The organism is Bradyrhizobium sp. Bra78, assembly GCF_024519855.1.
In the GTDB taxonomy this organism is placed as follows: domain Bacteria; phylum Pseudomonadota; class Alphaproteobacteria; order Rhizobiales; family Xanthobacteraceae; genus Bradyrhizobium; species Bradyrhizobium japonicum_G.
Genome location: NZ_JALJRE010000005.1, coordinates 217,606 through 233,047 on the forward strand (window position 1 = coordinate 217,606; position 15,442 = coordinate 233,047).

The following is a 15,442-nucleotide window of genomic DNA, read 5'->3' on the forward strand; positions in this document are numbered from 1 at the left end:
TGCTGAACGTTACTTGCGCTTGGCCTTGCGGGCAGCGTAACGGGCGTCGCGCTTGGCCTTTTGCTCGGCCTCCATCGCGGCCGCCTTGGCTTCGGCTTCCTCGGCCTCGCGCGCGATGCGTGCAGCTTCCTCGGCCTTGGCTTCTTCCTCGCGACGCTTCTGCTCGGCCTTTTCAGCCTCGCGCGCAGCCTTCGCCTCGGCCCGCTTGGCCGCGAGGGCCTCGCGCTCGGCACGCTTCGCCGCGACCAGAGGATCGTCGACCCCGGGCTGCGACTTGAATTTGTTCAAAAGATTTTTGCGCGCGTCTTGCGCCGCCTTTTGCCGGTCTGCGAAACCGGGTTCCCTGAATCCACTCATCGACGAGCCTTGTCTTCCTCGCTTCCGATCCTACATCACTGCGGTTGGTACGTCGGCTGGGCATAGCAGGCGCCACGCGACGCTCAAGCGTGTACATCGATGCGCGTCGCAACGCCACCCATAATCGCAGCCGATCAGGTAGACGAAAAATCGCTCCCCCGACGATCTCTCGTAGCCCCGAAAAACTGCCGAATTGTGATGTCCCTCATAAGGGGCACACGGAGCGGCACCTAGCGTCCGCTCGCTACGAGACGCGGAGCACGGGTATGACGATTTCCAGACTGAGCCTGAAGGCGCTCGCAATCGCCGTCGCGGTGGCAGCAATGGCCGGCACCGCGCTGCTGCTCGCCGGTCCGCAGCCGATCGAAAGTGCCGTCCTGGGAGCCGATTGGGAGTGCACCCAGACCGCGTTCGTGCTCACGACCTGCGCGCCGCGGGTGCGCGAGGCGATCCCCGCGGTCGAAACCTCGCGCAAGGATGCGATCCGGCAGACCCGAGGCTGAACGGGAGGGGCTGAGCGGGATGTGACCCCCGGCCGCAGAGGTGATAGAGCCCGCTCGCCCCTGTGATCGGTCAGCCATGTCCAAGCCCGACTCCAAGCCCGTCTCCAATCTCAAACCCAAGCCCGAAGCGGGCGATAAGCCCAAATCCCCTGCAAAACCTCAATCCGGTGACAACCGTCGCGGCGCGATCGCCGGCTTGATCATCACGATCGTGATTCTGGGCGTCGGCTGGTGGCTGGCCCGGGACCTCACCGCCGCCAGCAAGATGCAGGACTGCCTGGCGTCCGGGCGGAGCAATTGCAACGTGATCGAGCCGGCCCGTTAGGACCGCTCCGACGTTGCCCTCTGCAGGCCTTGGGCCGAAAAAATGCCGTGATCTTAATCATTTGTAATGGGACTTAACCGATCAAGGCAGGTCAGTTATGTCCGCCGGCATCAGCCCAGCGCGAGCCGAATCGCTTATCGCGCATGGACCACGGCATTCGCGAGAGTAGGGGGTCAAGCACGCATGAGTGCGTCCAGCCGCATGAAGATCATCATTCCCTTGGTTTCGGCCATGTCCTTGCTCGCCGTCTCGGCGCAGGCTCAGGATTCAGGGCCGCCAAGGCGCGACGGCCAGCCGCCGCAAGGTCAGGGCGCAGGCGCGCCACCCCAGAACAATCCGAACATGCGCAAGGGCCCGCCGCCGCAGCAGGCGGCCCGGCCTGCGCTACAGCCCGGCGGCCAGCCGCGTGCCGGCGGCCCCGGTCATGCAGGTCCTGGCCCGCACAACGCAGGCGGTCCGCCGCCCGGACGCAATTACGCCAGGGGGCCCGCACCGGCACGCGACTGGGGCGGCCACGCCTATCGCGGCAATCTCGCCTGGGACGGCGGACGCTGGCGCCACGAGGTCCACAACGGCCGCTCCGGCTGGTGGTGGGATGTTGGCGGTGTGCGGTACTATTATCCGCAACGGATGGAGGGCCCGCCAGCCTACATCTCGGAAGATTATTACGACGACGTGCCGATGGCCTATGCCCCGGCGCCGCCTCCGGTCGCCTACGAACCGCCGCCGCCTCCGCCACCGGCTGATCCCGGCGCGAGCGCGCTTGGCGGAGCCATCGTCGGCGGCTTGCTGGGCGGCCTGATCTCTGGCAACGCCACGGGCGCGGCCGCGGGTGCCGTGATCGGCGGTGCCACCGGCGCCATTGCCGGCGCCACGGCGGCCTCGCGCCCCGGCTACTATCTGGCCCAGGGCAATTGTTACTACCGCTATCCGAGCGGCCAGTATGTGCAGGCCGATCCCCGCGCGTGTTACTGACGTATCAGGCAGCACCTGAAACGAAGAGGAGGCGGGCGAAAGGCCCGCCTCTTTTTCGTTTTGGCGCCGGTCGTCGGCTGGCCATCAATTGAATGGACTGATCGCCCCGCGCGTCAGGACACCAGCCAGCTGAAGAACGCCATCGCGGCCCAGACCAGGCCTGCGATCCAGGCCAGCATCACGATACCGATGGTCGCAAGACACGCGATGCCGAGCAGGTCGGACCTTTCTCGTTGCGTGCGGACGTCAACATCGGCCGCGGCTTCTCGTGTCATGACGGGATACACCTCCCATGCCATCTCGCTCTCCTGGGGAGCGTCGAGGGACTGTTTAGCGGAGCGGCGGGGCGCAGGCTGTGACGCACTTCACAGATCGCGCCCAATGCGCCGGCCTCACCGCTTCGTGCGGAAAATATCCGGAAACGATCGCGCCGTTCGCGGCTTCCCCGCTTCCGTTTCGCGCAAGGGAAAACCCGAATTTTCGCGACGATCATCGCGCAGGTTCTTTGGCATCTGCGCAAGATGGGATCGCGCGTGCAACTCCGCCCGTGCAAGGCATTTACCCCGCATTCATACGGGCGAAATTGCCATGCGCTTGTCCAGATCGGACGGCTAGAATCAGGCTCATGTGTACCGAGTACGACCCACAGAAGGAAGCCGAGTCAGCGATGAAGCGCGCCGTGGCAGCCGAAGGCCCCGACAGGCAACGTCTCATCCAATTGGCCTTGGCCTGGCATCAACTGGCCCGCGACCGGCGCGAGGAACGGGCGGACTGAGCGCACGCGCTTGGGAGACAGGCCGTGCTCACGAGAAAACCCGTGCTCGGGGGACAAGCACGGGGGTCTCCAGAGCCGACCGGGGCTGGCAGATCGGCACCACTCAGTCCCCCGTCCAACGCGCCGATCGCGGGTTCGTTCCACGTCTTTCAATTGCGTTGTCGACACTATTGAAGAGGGCCGGGAGAGCCATTGGCGGCCCGCACGTAGGAACGTCCGTTCATCGCCGACGTTGAGCGGCCATGACCGACCCCGAGTTACGCGCACAATCCTTCGAAATCGCCTGGAAATATCTCGACCAATCCGGCCTGCTCACCGGTGAGCACAGGGAGGCGGCCCGGTTCATCCTGAACAGGATCGACCGCATGATGCTGCGTGGAGAAAGGCGAAGACTGTTGCTGTCAAACGCCGCGATCGATGCCTACCGGTTGCGGCCGATGCTCGTGACGCTGGATGCATGATCGACCCGCGGCCGAACGGCGATTCTGGTCGCTGCCGCCCGCCAGCGACCGAACGGCGAAAGCCAGTTGGTGCTGGCTCGCCGCCACATTCATAATCGACGCTTGCGCCACTTCGAGGCGTTTTGCGATCCCGCGGGAATCGACGGTCGCGTCGATCGCCAGGAAAGACATTGCGACGACGGCAACTCCGGCTGTGATGGCCATTCTCGTCCAATCCGATAGCGGCATCACAAGACCCTTCGACGGCTCTTTTGCATGCTGAATAGGTAGGACGCTCACGTCTTCCGGATAGGCCTGCGCACGCGTTCTTGAAGTGCGACAGATTCGTAAGGCATTGGGGGGTGGCGATCCCAGCAGAACGGACATACCAACCCAAATCAATCACTTAACCTGGCTCACCAGCCTAAAGAGCAGAATTGCGAACTAAGTGGAATTTCGGACGCTGGCTCACCAGTCAGTCCATGCCAGGAGATCAACATCTACTTGGTCCCCGCGAGCCGTCACGGCCGCTACCGAGCTGAACTGGCCGATGGCACAGCTCTCTGCCTGAGCAGACAGCCTTTCTTAGACGCCGCCCGGGCGCTGATCTCGGCCGGCTTCAAGCCCAGCTCGGTGCTGATCGGCTGGAGGAGAGGCAGCGCCGCTTGGGCGCTTAGAGCCACACTCAAGGAAGCTGCCAAGCTGACGGTTGATGAGACCAAGACCTGCTTCGCTCGTTGGAAGGCCTTTTCCTCGTCGGCGGTCGGCGCTCAGAAGCGTTATTCCGAGGGGGAGGCTATCCCACTACCGGAAAGCCCTAACGCCTCCCTGCGCGATCAGGACGGCTTGGCCGGACGTGTTGGATACAAGACCCTGGCCCCCGGGAGCTCTGTCTCGGCCGGGCTGCTGGGGAGGGCGTCCGATATCACCAGCGCCAAGGTTGCCCCCACCACGACCATCTCGGTCTCCAGCAGCAGCTCAAAGAGCCCGCCCTTCGTGGTCGACCCACCTCCAAAAAGACGAAGCCCCCGCACCGCCAGTGCGAGGGCCAATTCGACTTCCGATAACGCTGCAGCAAGTTCCAATTATACCGAGGAAACGTCGACTTCAAGTCGGACGCGTACCCGGGGCTATCTGAGAAACGGTTCGGCGCGCGCGCGCTGATGTCACCACCACGCCTGCTTGGCATTGGTGTGGACGAGGGCTGTCCGCTCGGAGGTCCCGGCGCCACCAACACACCACTGGCAATCAGCGTGAGAATAGCGACGGGTCGAGATCGGCCATGTCCCCGCCGCCGGAAGGCGAAGTTCTTTGCCCCGCTAATGATGACCGCAGAGTGCTGCGCTCTCAAACTGCAGCGGCGAGCCGGACGCCACACGCCTTCGCGCGAACGGAAACCAAAAAGTGCAGGCAACGCTGTGCCCATTGCGACCTGCGACCATACGGTAACCCGGCATCCCCGGGTGAGGGTCGAGAGGCAGAACATGTCGTCAACGGGATGACCACCCGCACCGACCTGATCTGCGAGAGCGCCCAAAAAAGCTCTCAGGTAGCACCGCAGGGACAATGTGGTGGGCGCGATGCCAAAGGGAAACGAGTACCTAGCTCATCAACATGATGGGCTCCACTTCGTCAGTGGCCTGCCGGAAGCAATACCGGAGGGAGGGAAAGGGCGAAGCTATGCGCAGAATGGAAATCTAAGGCGCGTGCTTCTAGCCGACGGGTTTTTTTGGCTTTGCGAGCTCCCGGCAGGCGACATGCCAAAGAACCGCGTCCGATACCAAGGTGCAGTTCAATGGGGGCAGGACCATGCCCAACAACCCCTAGCTAACGGCCTCGGTACTTGAACCCCGACTGCAGCGAAGGTTGCTCCGTAAATTACAGCTCCAGCAGTAGTTCTTGCGCGCTTCGCGGTGGGGGAAATTTGATGCACATGATGTCGACGCCAGAGAAAATGGGAGGGACGCAATACGACGAGCCGCCGGAAGAGCCGGTTGGCCCGCAATGTCGTGTGATCAGACTTTCAATTGCGTCTCGGAGACACGGCGGCGAATCTGCAGGCGATCGACGATGCTCAAGATCGAACCATCTGCGTCCGCATTGATTGTGCTGGCGGGCGGGCAGACGACGCGCTGCGGATCGCAGAAGCCTTGCTGCGGCATAAATGGCGCGTCGTGGCCGACATTGTTGGTCGCTGCTCGAGCAGTGCAATCTTCTTCGCGCTGGCTGCAGATCTTCGAACTATAGAACCTGATGGGTGTGTGATGATCCATCGCGCCGCGCGTTGTTGCACTTATGAGCAATTTAAGGCGATGCAGTCGCTGGCCACATCATTGAAAGCCGGGGCTGCCCACGCATGATCGTGAGCGACAACGGCACCGAGTTCACTTCAAATGCTATCCTGGCCTGGCAGGAAGAACTCGGGATCGAGTGGCACTACATTGCGCCCGGCAAGCCGATGCAGAACGGCTTTGTCGAAAGCTTCAACGGCCGCCTGCGCGACGAGTGCCTGAACGAGCACCTGTTTGCAAATCTCAACGAGGCTCGCCGGATCATCGAGGAATGGAGGATCGACTACAACACCAACCGACCGCACACGAGCCTCAACGGGCTCACACCGACCGAGTTTGCAACCCGCCCCACTCAGGGGCAGAACCAGAACAGACTCTACTTATAAACGAGGGCAAACAGGGGAGCAGGTCATACCAGCTCGCTGAAGCGGGTTCGGGCATCGCCAAAGCGCGGTATCTCGGGCGATTAGGTGAGGAGGCGATCGGTGCAACGGACGCCCGTGTGGGAATCAGGGTTGGCGGACAGACGCTTTTCCCAGACATTCTCGGCACTAACGGTATCCAGGAGGCAAAGAATGTCGCTACAATCGGCGCAAGGGACGCAGCACAGATTTCCTCTTATGCGAACTATTCTGCTGCAAATGGCTTTAACCCAGTGCAGGTATTCACTCGTGAAAGCACCGACGTGTCCCTCATCCAGGGATTGATTAACAGTGGTGCGGTTGAACAAAAATTACTCCCCGGCATCAATAACCTTGGAGTAAACATACTCAGTCAAGGTGACGCGGTAGCAATCGGAGGAGTAGTTGGGGCGGTCGATTCGGCTATTCGCAGTCTCAAATGAGCGCGCCAATGTGATGTCCAAAGATAAGGCCTATCGCGAATGATGCCAGAAAGAACCTCGACTGAAATTGTAACGTTATGTAAGCAGGAACTTGCTCCTTCCGGCTTTATTGGTCGAAAGGGTACGACTATTTGGCGACGCACAAATCTCAAATTCGATGTTCTCAAGTTCGATGTGATTCCGCGTGCGCGCAGCGAAAAGTGGCGGGTGCCGCTGGGGTCGTTCGGTCTCGAGCCGAGCTGCCTCTTCCCGTTCCTGCCACGCGCTGGACATGCGCTAACAGACGGATTCCAACCTGAAAAGGGTTTCGGCCAAGTCCGTCTATCGATCCGGGACGAAAGATCGCAACGAGCAGATAAAGCTCCTAGGATTTGGTGTGCGGGCGACGATGGGGTCGTGCAGGACGTCCTTGATACCATCAATAATAACGCTATTCCGTTCTTCCAGCGATTCGAAGACTCAGGAGAGTTGCTGCGAACCTTCCTGGAAGATGAAGATGCCATCGGTCTTGAGGGCGTCTGGGATTTTGGCAAGAAGGGGTCTCCAAAACGCCTTCTGTATACGGGATTTGCCGCGATCGAGTGCGGCAGGTGGGATTTGGCAGTTTCCAGTCTGCTATCCTGCAAGGAAAAGGTTATAGGAATTCCGGAACCTGTAGGCCGATCGGTTCGGGCGGAGTACGTGCCGTACATTCAAGAGGGGATAGCCTGCGCCGAAAACAAGTGCGCATGGAAACACGGTGAAGGCCCGACGGGTTGAGTCCCTCGAAACCCAACTCTTCCGGATCACCGTTCCGCAAAATCCAAATCATCGTCTGACTGATCGTCCCCAATCTGCTGAATAGTCGCCAAGCTCCACGTGCCAATGAAACCAGGCCATGCTGGTCATATACTCGGTCGATCCCGCTCCAGAGCTGATGGCTTGGTTTGGCTGGAAGACGATCGGCGAAGCGCAGCGCTACATCGAAGAGGCTAACCGCATAAAGCTCGCCGAAAGTGCCGCTGCAAAGATCATTTCCGGAACAAGTGTTGGCTCACCTTCGAAACCGGTGAGCCAAATTGACGATCAACCCATTGAAAGTACTGGAGGGGCAAAATGAAGTGGCGATCCCAGCAGGACTCGAACCTGCAACCCGCGGAGTAGAAATCCGCTACTCTATCCAGTTGAGCTATGGGACCGTCGCTGGGCCGGCCTCGGCTACCGCCTGCCGGTCTTCTATCACGCCACATATGAAAAATCTGACGTTTCGCCAAGCCTGAACCGAACCGTTTTGCTCAAAGCCGCGACAAAGCGGAACGGTAGCGTGTCAGGGTGCCGGGTTGAGCGGCAGCGTACTGGACGATGGATCACATCGCCGGGGGCGCTGGTCAGCTTCCGGGACACGGCCGCCGGTCGACTGGTCGGGTGTTGCTGCGCCATCAGGACGGCGTGCGCGGCGGTATCTTGATCGGTCTCCTCTGGGCTTGGCTTGCCATGGCGCATGCGACGTTTTGCTATCCTGGTTCCATCGCCTTGAGTCCGTCACCTTTCCGCGCATTTCATTGCCTGACGCGGCGTTCGTCCGCGCTTCCTGGAGTTTTCCGTCATGATCGGTCTGGTTCGCGCCGTCACAATCTGCGCAACGCTTTGCCTTGGGCTGGTTTCAGCGCAGGCTGCTGACAAGGCGTTCAAGCGCGACGACCTCGCCGATTCCGCGATCAAGCTGGAGGCCCAGATCAAGAGCGAGGCGGGCCCCGTCGCAAAGACCAACGCGACACTGCGTACGGATGCCGACGCCGCATTCCGGCGCAGTGATTTCCGGACCGGCTTGTCGGTGCTCGGCCAGATCGCAGCCACCACGCCTGAAGATACCGGCAACTGGCTGCGGCTCGCCAAGGTCATTTTCCAGATCTCGCCGAAAAGCTCGAGCGAGCAGACGTTCCTCCTGGAGCGTGCCTCGACCGCCGCCTACATCGCCTATCAGCGCGCCGGCAACGCGAGCGAGGAGGCCGACGCGCTCGCGGTGCTCGGCAAGTCGCTGGCGGAGCGCAAGCTGTGGCGGCCGGCGCTGGATGCGCTGCGGCTGTCGCTTGACATGCGCGAGGTCGCCGACGTCCGCGGCCAATATGAGAAGATGCGCGACGAGCACGGCTTCCGCCTGCTCGACTATACCGTGGACTCGGACTCGGCCAGCCCGCGCGCCTGCTTCCAGTTCTCGGAAGAACTCGCAAAGCGGACGGATTTCGCGCCGTATCTCGCCCTGGCGGGCCAGGACAAGCCGGCGCTGTCAGCCGAGGGCAAGCAGCTCTGCGTCGACGGGCTGAAGCACGGCGAGCGCTACAACATCAATTTGCGCGCAGGACTGCCGTCCACGGTGAAGGAGGGGCTGCCGAAATCGGCCGAGTTCAACGTCTATGTGCGCGACCGCAAGCCTTTCGTGCGCTTCACCAGCCGCGCCTATGTGCTGCCGCGGACCGGCCAGCGCGGCATTCCCGTGGTCAGCGTCAACACGCCTGCGGTCAACATCAACGTGTTCCGGATCGGCGACCGCAATCTGATCAACACGGTGGTCGACAGCGACTTCCAGAAGACGCTGTCGAAATATCAGCTCAGCGATCTCGGCGGCGAGCGCGGCGTCAAGGTCTGGACCGGCGAGCTTGCGACTGCGATGACGCTCAACCAGGACGTCACCACCGCATTCCCCGTCGACCAGGCGCTCGGCGAGCTCCAGCCCGGCGTGTACGTGATGACGGCCGCCGCGAAGGGCCCGGGCTCGGACGACGATTATCAGCTCGCCACCCAATGGTTCATCGTCTCCGATCTCGGGGCCACAGCCTATTCCGGCAATGACGGCATCCACGTTTTCGTCAATTCGCTGGCTTCGACCGATCCGGTCGGCAAGGCCGAGGTTCGGCTGCTCGCCCGCAACAACGAGATCCTGGCCACCCGCAAGACCGACGACTCTGGCCACGTGCTGTTCGAGGCGGGGCTCGCGCGCGGCGAGGGCGGCTTGTCGCCTGCGATGCTCACGGTCACGGGCGAGAAGGCCGACTACGCCTTCCTCAGCCTCAGGACCTCCGCCTTCGATCTGTCCGACCGCGGTGTTTCGGGCCGCGCGGTGCCTGTGGGCGCCGATGCGTTCGTCTATGCCGAGCGCGGCGTCTACCGCTCCAGCGAGACCGTCTATCTCACCGCGCTGCTGCGCGACGGGCAGGGTAATGCCGTCACCGGCGGGCCGCTGACCCTCGTGATCGAGCGCCCCGACGGCGTCGAATTCCGCCGTGCCGTGCTGTCCGACCAGGGCGCCGGCGGCCGCACACTGTCCGTGCCGCTCAACTCGGCCGTGCCGACCGGGACCTGGCGGGTGCGCGCCTTCACCGACCCGAAGGGCTCGTCGGTTGGCGAGACCACCTTCATGGTCGAGGATTACGTCCCCGATCGGATCGAATTCGACTTGTCCGCCAAGGACAAGCTGATCAAAGCTAACGCTCCTGTAGAGCTTAAGGCCGACGGTCATTTCCTCTATGGCGCGCCGGCCTCGGGCCTCCAGCTTGAAGGCGACATGCTGGTCGCGCCCGCGAGCGAGCGTCCGGGTTTTGCCGGCTACCAGTTCGGCGTCGCCGACGAGGAGACCACCTCGAACGAGCGCACGCCGCTGGAGAACCTGCCCGAGTCCGACGCCAACGGCGTTGCCACCTTCCCGGTGATGCTGGACAAGCAGCCGGCCTCGACGCGTCCGCAGGAGGCGCAGATCTTCGTCCGCATGGTCGAGACGGGGGGGCGCGCCGTCGAGCGCAAGATCGTGCTGCCGGTCGCGCCCGCGACCGCCATGATCGGCATCAAGCCGCTGTTCGGCGACAAGAACGTCGCCGAGGGTGACAAGGCCGAATTTGACGTCGTGTTCGTCTCGCCCGAGGGCCAGACGCTTCGCCGTGACGGCCTGCGCTACGAGCTCCTGAAGATGGAGTCGCGCTACCAGTGGTACCGCCAGAACAATTACTGGGAATACGAGCCGGTCAAGTCGACCTCGCGCGTCTCTGATGGCGAGGTCACGATTGCCGCCGACAAGCCGTCGCGCGTTTCTCTCAATCCTCAGCCCGGCCGCTACCGGCTTGACGTGAAGTCGAACGACGCCGACGGCCCGGTGACCTCGGTGCAGTTCGACGTCGGCTGGTATTCCGACGGCAGCGCCGATACGCCGGACCTGCTGGAGACCTCGATCGACAAGCCGCAATATGCCTCGGGCGACACCATGACCGTGTCGGTCAACGTCCGCAGCGCCGGCAAGCTCACCGTCAACGTGCTCGGCGACCGTTTGCTGACGACGCAGACCATCGACGTCAAGGAAGGCACCGCGCAGGTCAAGCTTCCGGTCGGCAAGGACTGGGGCACCGGCGCCTATGTGGTGGCGACGCTGCGCCGACCGCTCGATGCGGCTGCGCAACGCATGCCGGGCCGGGCGATCGGGCTGAAATGGTTCGGCATCGACAAGCAGACCCGCACGTTGCAGGTGAAGCTGACGCCGCCGGCGCTGATCCGGCCGAACGCGATGCTGAAGATCCCGGTCAAGCTCGACGGGCTCAATCCGGGCGAGGACGCCAAGATCGTCATCGCCGCGGTCGACGTCGGCATCCTCAATCTCACCGGCTACAAGCCGCCTGCGCCGGACGACTATTATCTCGGGCAGCGCCGCCTGAGCGCGGAGATCCGCGACCTCTACGGGCAGCTCATTGACGGCATGTCCGGCACGCGCGGACAGATCAAGTCCGGCGGCGATGCCGGCGCTGGCGAATTGCAGGGCTCGCCGCCCGCGCAAAAGCCGCTCGCGCTCTATTCGGGCATCGTGACCGTCGCCGCCGACGGCACCGCGGAGGTAGCCTTCGACATTCCGGAGTTCGCCGGAACCGCGCGCGTGATGGCGGTGGCGTGGACCGCGACCAAGGTTGGCCGCGCCAACACCGATGTCGTGATCCGCGATCCCGTGGTGCTGACCACGACCCTGCCGCGCTTCCTGCTCAACGGCGACCACGGCACGGTCAATCTCGAGATCGACAATGTCGAGGGGCAAGCCGGCGACTACGTCATCAACGTGAAGGCGGGCGGCCCGGTGAAGATGACCGGCAATCCCGCGACCACGGTCAAGCTCGCCGCCAAGCAGCGCAATTCGTTTGCGCTCGCCATCGATGCGACCGCGGCGGGGCAGGCGACGCTCGACGTCGACATCAAGGGACCGAATGGCCTGGCACTGGCGCGGCACTATGCGCTCGACGTCAAGGCGGCGACGCAGGTTCTGGCGCGGCGCTCGATCCGGACCCTGGCCAAGGGCGAGAGCCTGACGCTGACGTCGGACATGTTCGGCGACCTCGTCCCGGGCACCGGCAGCGTCTCGGTCTCGGCGAGCCTGTCGACCGCGCTCGATGCGGCGACGATCCTGAAAGCGCTCGACCGCTATCCGTATGGCTGCTCGGAGCAGATCACCAGCCGCGCCATGCCGCTGCTCTATGTCAACGACCTCGCGGCCGGCGCGCATCTGGCCATGGACACCGAAGTCGACCAGCGCATCCGCGATGCGATCGAGCGGCTGCTGGCGCGCCAGGGCTCGAACGGTTCGTTCGGCCTGTGGTCGGCCGGCGGCGACGATGCCTGGCTGGATGCGTATGTCACGGACTTCCTGACCCGCGCCCGTGAAAAGGGCTTTGTGGTGCCGGACGTGCTGTTCAAGAACGCGCTGGATCGTATCCGCAACTCGGTGGTCAACGGCAACGAGCCGGAGAAGGATGGCGGCCGCGACCTCGCCTATGGCCTCTACGTGCTCGCGCGCAATGGCGCGGCGCCGATCGGCGATCTCCGCTATCTCGCCGACACCAAGCTCTCCAACCTCGCGACGCCGATCGCGAAGTCGCAGCTTGCGGCGGCGCTGGCGCTGGTCGGCGACCGCAACCGTGCGGAGCGGGTCTATGGCGCGGCACTCGACTCGCTCGCGCCCAAGCCGGTGCTCGAATTCGGCCGCACCGACTACGGCTCGCAGCTTCGCGATGCGGCGGCACTGGTCTCGCTGGCCAGCGAAGGCAACGCGCCGAAGGCGACGCTGACGCAGGCGGTGTCGCGGGTCGAGACCGCGCGCGGGCTGACGCCCTACACCTCCACGCAGGAGAATGCGTGGCTGGTGCTGGCGGCGCGCGCGCTGGCCAAGGAAAACCTCTCGATCGAGGTCGACGGCCAGCCGGTCAAGACCGCGCTCTACCGCAGCTACAAGGCAGCGACCCTGGACGGCAAGCCGCTGAAGATCACCAACACCGGCGACGCGCCGGTGCAGGCGGTGGTCTCGGTGTCGGGCTCGCCCGTGACGCCGGAGCCGGCGGCGTCGAACGGCTTCAAGATCGAGCGCAGCTACTTCACGCTCGGAGGCAAGCCCGCCGACATCAGCAAGGTCAAGCAGAACGACCGCTTCGCCGTGGTGCTGAAGATCACCGAGGCCAAGCCGGAGTACGGCCACATCATGGTGTCCGACTATCTGCCGGCGGGCCTCGAGATCGACAATCCGAAGCTGGTGTCGTCGGGTGACAGCGGCACGCTGGACTGGATCGAGGACGGCGAGGAGCCTGAGGATACCGAGTTCCGCGACGATCGCTTCACCGCGGCGGTGGACCGTGCCTCGGATTCCAAGGCGGTCTTCACCGTCGCCTATGTCGTGCGCGTTGTCTCGCCCGGCAAATACGTGCTGCCGCAGGCCTATGTCGAGGACATGTACAACCCCTCGCGTTACGGCCGCACCGGAACGGGCACTGTCGAGGTGCGGGCTGCGAAGTGAGTGATGGCACGATGAGTGAGGTAGACAAGGGCGGCTGCGGAGCAGGGCGCGGTGTTATGCGTGCCCTCTCGGCCGCCGCGCTGACGTTCGTCCTCACCATCGGCGCCTTCGTCGGCTGGGTCTACTCCCTCGGCCCGCTGCCGCTCGACGAAGCGCGCCAGGTGTCCACCACAATCGTCGACCGCAACGGCAAGCTGCTGCGCGCCTACGCCATGGCCGACGGCCGCTGGCGGCTGCCGGTCGAGGCCAAGACCAACGTCGATCCGACCTATTTGAAACTGCTGCTTGCCTATGAGGACCAGCGCTTTTACGCGCATAACGGTCTCGACCCGCTGGCGCTGGGGCGCGCCGCGTTGCAGCTCGCGACACGCGGTCACATCGTGTCGGGCGGCTCGACCATCACCATGCAGCTTGCGCGCCTAATGGAGCCGCGGCGGCAGCGTTCGCTCTATGCGAAGCTGCGGCAGATGGTCCGTGCGATCGAGATCGAGCGAACGCTGAACAAGGACGAAATTCTCGATCTCTACCTCGCGCTGGCGCCCTACGGGGGCAATCTCGAGGGCATTCGCGCCGCCTCGATCGCCTATCTCGGCAAGGAGCCGAAGCGACTGTCGCTGGCCGAGGCCGCGCTGCTGGTGGCGTTGCCGCAATCGCCGGAGACACGCCGGCTCGATCGCCATCCCGAGGCCGCGCATAAAGCCCGTGACCGCGTGCTCGATCGCATGGTCGAGGAACACCAGATCAGCCTCGATGATGCGAACCAGGCCAGGCTCGTACCGGTGCCGAAGCTGCGCAAACCGATGCCGATCCTGGCGCCGCATGCCTCCGATGCGGCGCTTGCGACGGTCAAGGACGCGCCAATCATCAAGCTGACGCTGGACGCGAACTTGCAGAAGGTGCTGGAGCCGCTCGCGCACGACCGCGCCCTTGCGTTGGGTACGAACATCTCGGTCGGCATCATCGTCGTCGACAACGAGAGCGGCGATGTGCTCGCGCATGTCGGCTCGGCCGACTATTTCGACGAGAGCCGGGCAGGGCAGGTCGACATGACCCGCGCGATCCGCTCGCCGGGCTCGACGCTGAAACCGTTCATCTATGGGCTCGCCTTCGAGGACGGCTTTGTTCATCCCGACAGTTTGATCGACGACCGGCCGGTCCGCTTCGGCTCCTACGCGCCGGAAAATTTCGACATGACGTTCCAGGGCACCGTGCCGGTGAAGAGGGCGCTGCAGATGTCGTTGAACGTTCCGGCGATCGTGCTGCTCGACCGCGTCGGCGCGAGCCGGCTGGCGTCGCGGCTCCGACAGGCCGGCGGCAACTTGGTGCTGCCCAAGGACGAGGCGCCGGGGCTTGCCATGGGCCTTGGCGGCGTCGGCGTGACACTCCAGGATCTCGCCCAACTCTATGCGGGCTTCGCCCGGCTCGGCACCACCAGGCCACTGCGCGAAATCATGACCGGCAGGGACGACCGCGAGCCGCTGCGGCTACTCGACCAGGTCGCGGCCTGGCAGGTAGGCAACGTCCTTCTCGGCACCCCGCCGCCGGAGAATGCCGCCCACAACCGCATCGCCTTCAAGACCGGTACGTCCTATGGCTACCGCGACGCCTGGTCGGTCGGGTTCGACGGGCGCATGACCATCGGCGTCTGGGTCGGCCGTCCCGACGGCGCGCCGGTTCCCGGCCTGATCGGACGCGTCGCTGCAGCGCCGATCCTGTTCGACGCCTTCGCCCGGACCGGCAAGACGCTGACCCCGCTGCCGAAGCCGCCCAGGGGAACGCTGGTTGCCAGCAACGCCAAGCTGCCGCTGCCGCTGAAACGGTTCCGTCCGGTCGGGGACCTGGTGCGGACCGGCAGCGAGCAGGCGCTGCACATCCAGTTCCCGCTGAACGGCTCGCGGATCGACGTCGATCGCTCCCGCGGCGAGGGGAGCGCAGCCATGCCCGTGAAGGTCGCGGGCGGCGTCCTGCCCATGACCGTCATGGTTAACGGAACGATGCTCGGCGAGATCGACGGACGCCGCCAGCGGCTGGTCGATCCACCCGGTCCCGGCTTTGCGCGGCTGACCGTGATTGATGCCACTGGCGCCGCGGACACAGTTGTCATTCGAATTCAATGACCTTGCCTTAAGCGGTTGTGGCGAT

The 15,442-nt window shown here is 63.9% G+C and carries 12 protein-coding genes, 1 tRNA gene and 1 pseudogene; 11 read left to right on the forward strand and 3 right to left on the reverse strand.

Features of this window, described 5'->3' with window-relative positions; all coding sequences use genetic code 11:
* Window positions 1–9: 9 nt before the first annotated feature.
* Entirely contained in the window at window positions 10–357 is a 348-nt protein-coding gene (locus tag OC450_RS14125; RefSeq protein WP_211385760.1) for a DUF6481 family protein, read from the reverse strand.
* Window positions 358–623: 266 nt separating this feature from the next.
* Here OC450_RS14125 and OC450_RS14130 point away from each other — a divergent pair, with 266 nt between their 5' ends.
* The 3 genes from OC450_RS14130 (at window position 624) to OC450_RS14140 (ending at window position 2,160) form a co-directional block, all read left to right on the forward strand.
* The gene (locus tag OC450_RS14130; protein WP_211385761.1) at window positions 624–860 is read left to right on the forward strand and encodes a hypothetical protein; all 237 of its coding nucleotides are present in this window, start codon (window positions 624–626) and stop codon (window positions 858–860) included.
* Between the two features lie 76 nt (window positions 861–936).
* Complete coding sequence (locus OC450_RS14135; protein WP_211385762.1) at window positions 937–1,185, forward strand: hypothetical protein; 249 nt, start codon at window positions 937–939, stop codon at window positions 1,183–1,185.
* A 183-nt stretch (window positions 1,186–1,368) separates the two neighbouring features.
* Window positions 1,369–2,160 (forward strand): hypothetical protein, encoded by a 792-nt coding sequence (locus OC450_RS14140; RefSeq protein ID WP_211385763.1) that lies wholly within the window; start codon window positions 1,369–1,371, stop codon window positions 2,158–2,160.
* Between the two features lie 113 nt (window positions 2,161–2,273).
* Here the strand turns inward: OC450_RS14140 and OC450_RS14145 are convergent, their stop codons facing one another.
* Window positions 2,274–2,459, reverse strand: coding sequence for a hypothetical protein (locus OC450_RS14145; RefSeq protein ID WP_262048206.1), 186 nt, complete (start codon window positions 2,457–2,459; stop codon window positions 2,274–2,276).
* A 718-nt stretch (window positions 2,460–3,177) separates the two neighbouring features.
* Here OC450_RS14145 and OC450_RS14150 point away from each other — a divergent pair.
* The 6 genes and pseudogenes from OC450_RS14150 to OC450_RS14175 all read left to right on the forward strand — a co-directional run bounded on the left by OC450_RS14150 (window position 3,178) and on the right by OC450_RS14175 (window position 7,609).
* Complete coding sequence (locus tag OC450_RS14150; protein WP_256808132.1) at window positions 3,178–3,396, forward strand: hypothetical protein; 219 nt, start codon at window positions 3,178–3,180, stop codon at window positions 3,394–3,396.
* A gap of 2,006 nt (window positions 3,397–5,402) precedes the next feature.
* Window positions 5,403–5,735 (forward strand): ATP-dependent Clp protease proteolytic subunit, encoded by a 333-nt coding sequence (locus OC450_RS14155; protein ID WP_262048086.1) that lies wholly within the window; start codon window positions 5,403–5,405, stop codon window positions 5,733–5,735.
* Window positions 5,705–6,052: pseudogene (locus tag OC450_RS14160) on the forward strand (integrase core domain-containing protein); the annotation flags it as partial. The gene OC450_RS14155 and the pseudogene OC450_RS14160, both read left to right, overlap by 31 nt.
* Window positions 6,053–6,168: 116 nt before the next feature.
* Window positions 6,169–6,510: a hypothetical protein gene (locus OC450_RS14165; protein WP_262048087.1), complete on the forward strand. Its 342-nt coding sequence runs from the start codon at window positions 6,169–6,171 to the stop codon at window positions 6,508–6,510.
* A gap of 39 nt (window positions 6,511–6,549) precedes the next feature.
* Window positions 6,550–7,269 (forward strand): hypothetical protein, encoded by a 720-nt coding sequence (locus tag OC450_RS14170; protein WP_256808141.1) that lies wholly within the window; start codon window positions 6,550–6,552, stop codon window positions 7,267–7,269.
* 118 nt (window positions 7,270–7,387) lie between these two features.
* The gene (locus OC450_RS14175; RefSeq protein WP_262048088.1) at window positions 7,388–7,609 is read left to right on the forward strand and encodes a hypothetical protein; all 222 of its coding nucleotides are present in this window, start codon (window positions 7,388–7,390) and stop codon (window positions 7,607–7,609) included.
* Window positions 7,610–7,611: 2 nt separating this feature from the next.
* Here the strand turns inward: OC450_RS14175 and OC450_RS14180 are convergent.
* Window positions 7,612–7,688, reverse strand: a tRNA-Arg gene (locus tag OC450_RS14180).
* Between the two features lie 407 nt (window positions 7,689–8,095).
* Here OC450_RS14180 and OC450_RS14185 point away from each other — a divergent pair.
* A complete protein-coding gene (locus tag OC450_RS14185; protein ID WP_262048089.1) occupies window positions 8,096–13,300 on the forward strand; it encodes an alpha-2-macroglobulin family protein in 5,205 nt (1,734 codons plus the stop codon).
* Window positions 13,301–13,311: 11 nt separating this feature from the next.
* On the forward strand, window positions 13,312–15,417 hold the full coding sequence (gene pbpC / locus OC450_RS14190) for a penicillin-binding protein 1C (protein ID WP_262048090.1): 2,106 nt from the start codon (window positions 13,312–13,314) through the stop codon (window positions 15,415–15,417).
* Window positions 15,418–15,442 lie beyond the last annotated feature (25 nt).

Bases quoted from the DNA above. Each gene is read 5' to 3' on its own strand.
- OC450_RS14125 (WP_211385760.1), bottom strand. From the start codon at position 357: ATGAGTGGATTCAGGGAACCCGGTTTCGCAGACCGGCAAAAGGCGGCG.
- OC450_RS14130 (WP_211385761.1), top strand. From the start codon at position 624: ATGACGATTTCCAGACTGAGCCTGAAGGCGCTCGCAATCGCCGTCGCG.
- OC450_RS14135 (WP_211385762.1), top strand. From the start codon at position 937: ATGTCCAAGCCCGACTCCAAGCCCGTCTCCAATCTCAAACCCAAGCCC.
- OC450_RS14140 (WP_211385763.1), top strand. From the start codon at position 1,369: ATGAGTGCGTCCAGCCGCATGAAGATCATCATTCCCTTGGTTTCGGCC.
- OC450_RS14145 (WP_262048206.1), bottom strand. From the start codon at position 2,459: ATGGCATGGGAGGTGTATCCCGTCATGACACGAGAAGCCGCGGCCGAT.
- OC450_RS14150 (WP_256808132.1), top strand. From the start codon at position 3,178: ATGACCGACCCCGAGTTACGCGCACAATCCTTCGAAATCGCCTGGAAA.
- OC450_RS14170 (WP_256808141.1), top strand. From the start codon at position 6,550: ATGATGCCAGAAAGAACCTCGACTGAAATTGTAACGTTATGTAAGCAG.
- OC450_RS14175 (WP_262048088.1), top strand. From the start codon at position 7,388: ATGCTGGTCATATACTCGGTCGATCCCGCTCCAGAGCTGATGGCTTGG.
- OC450_RS14185 (WP_262048089.1), top strand. From the start codon at position 8,096: ATGATCGGTCTGGTTCGCGCCGTCACAATCTGCGCAACGCTTTGCCTT.
- pbpC (WP_262048090.1), top strand. From the start codon at position 13,312: ATGAGTGAGGTAGACAAGGGCGGCTGCGGAGCAGGGCGCGGTGTTATG.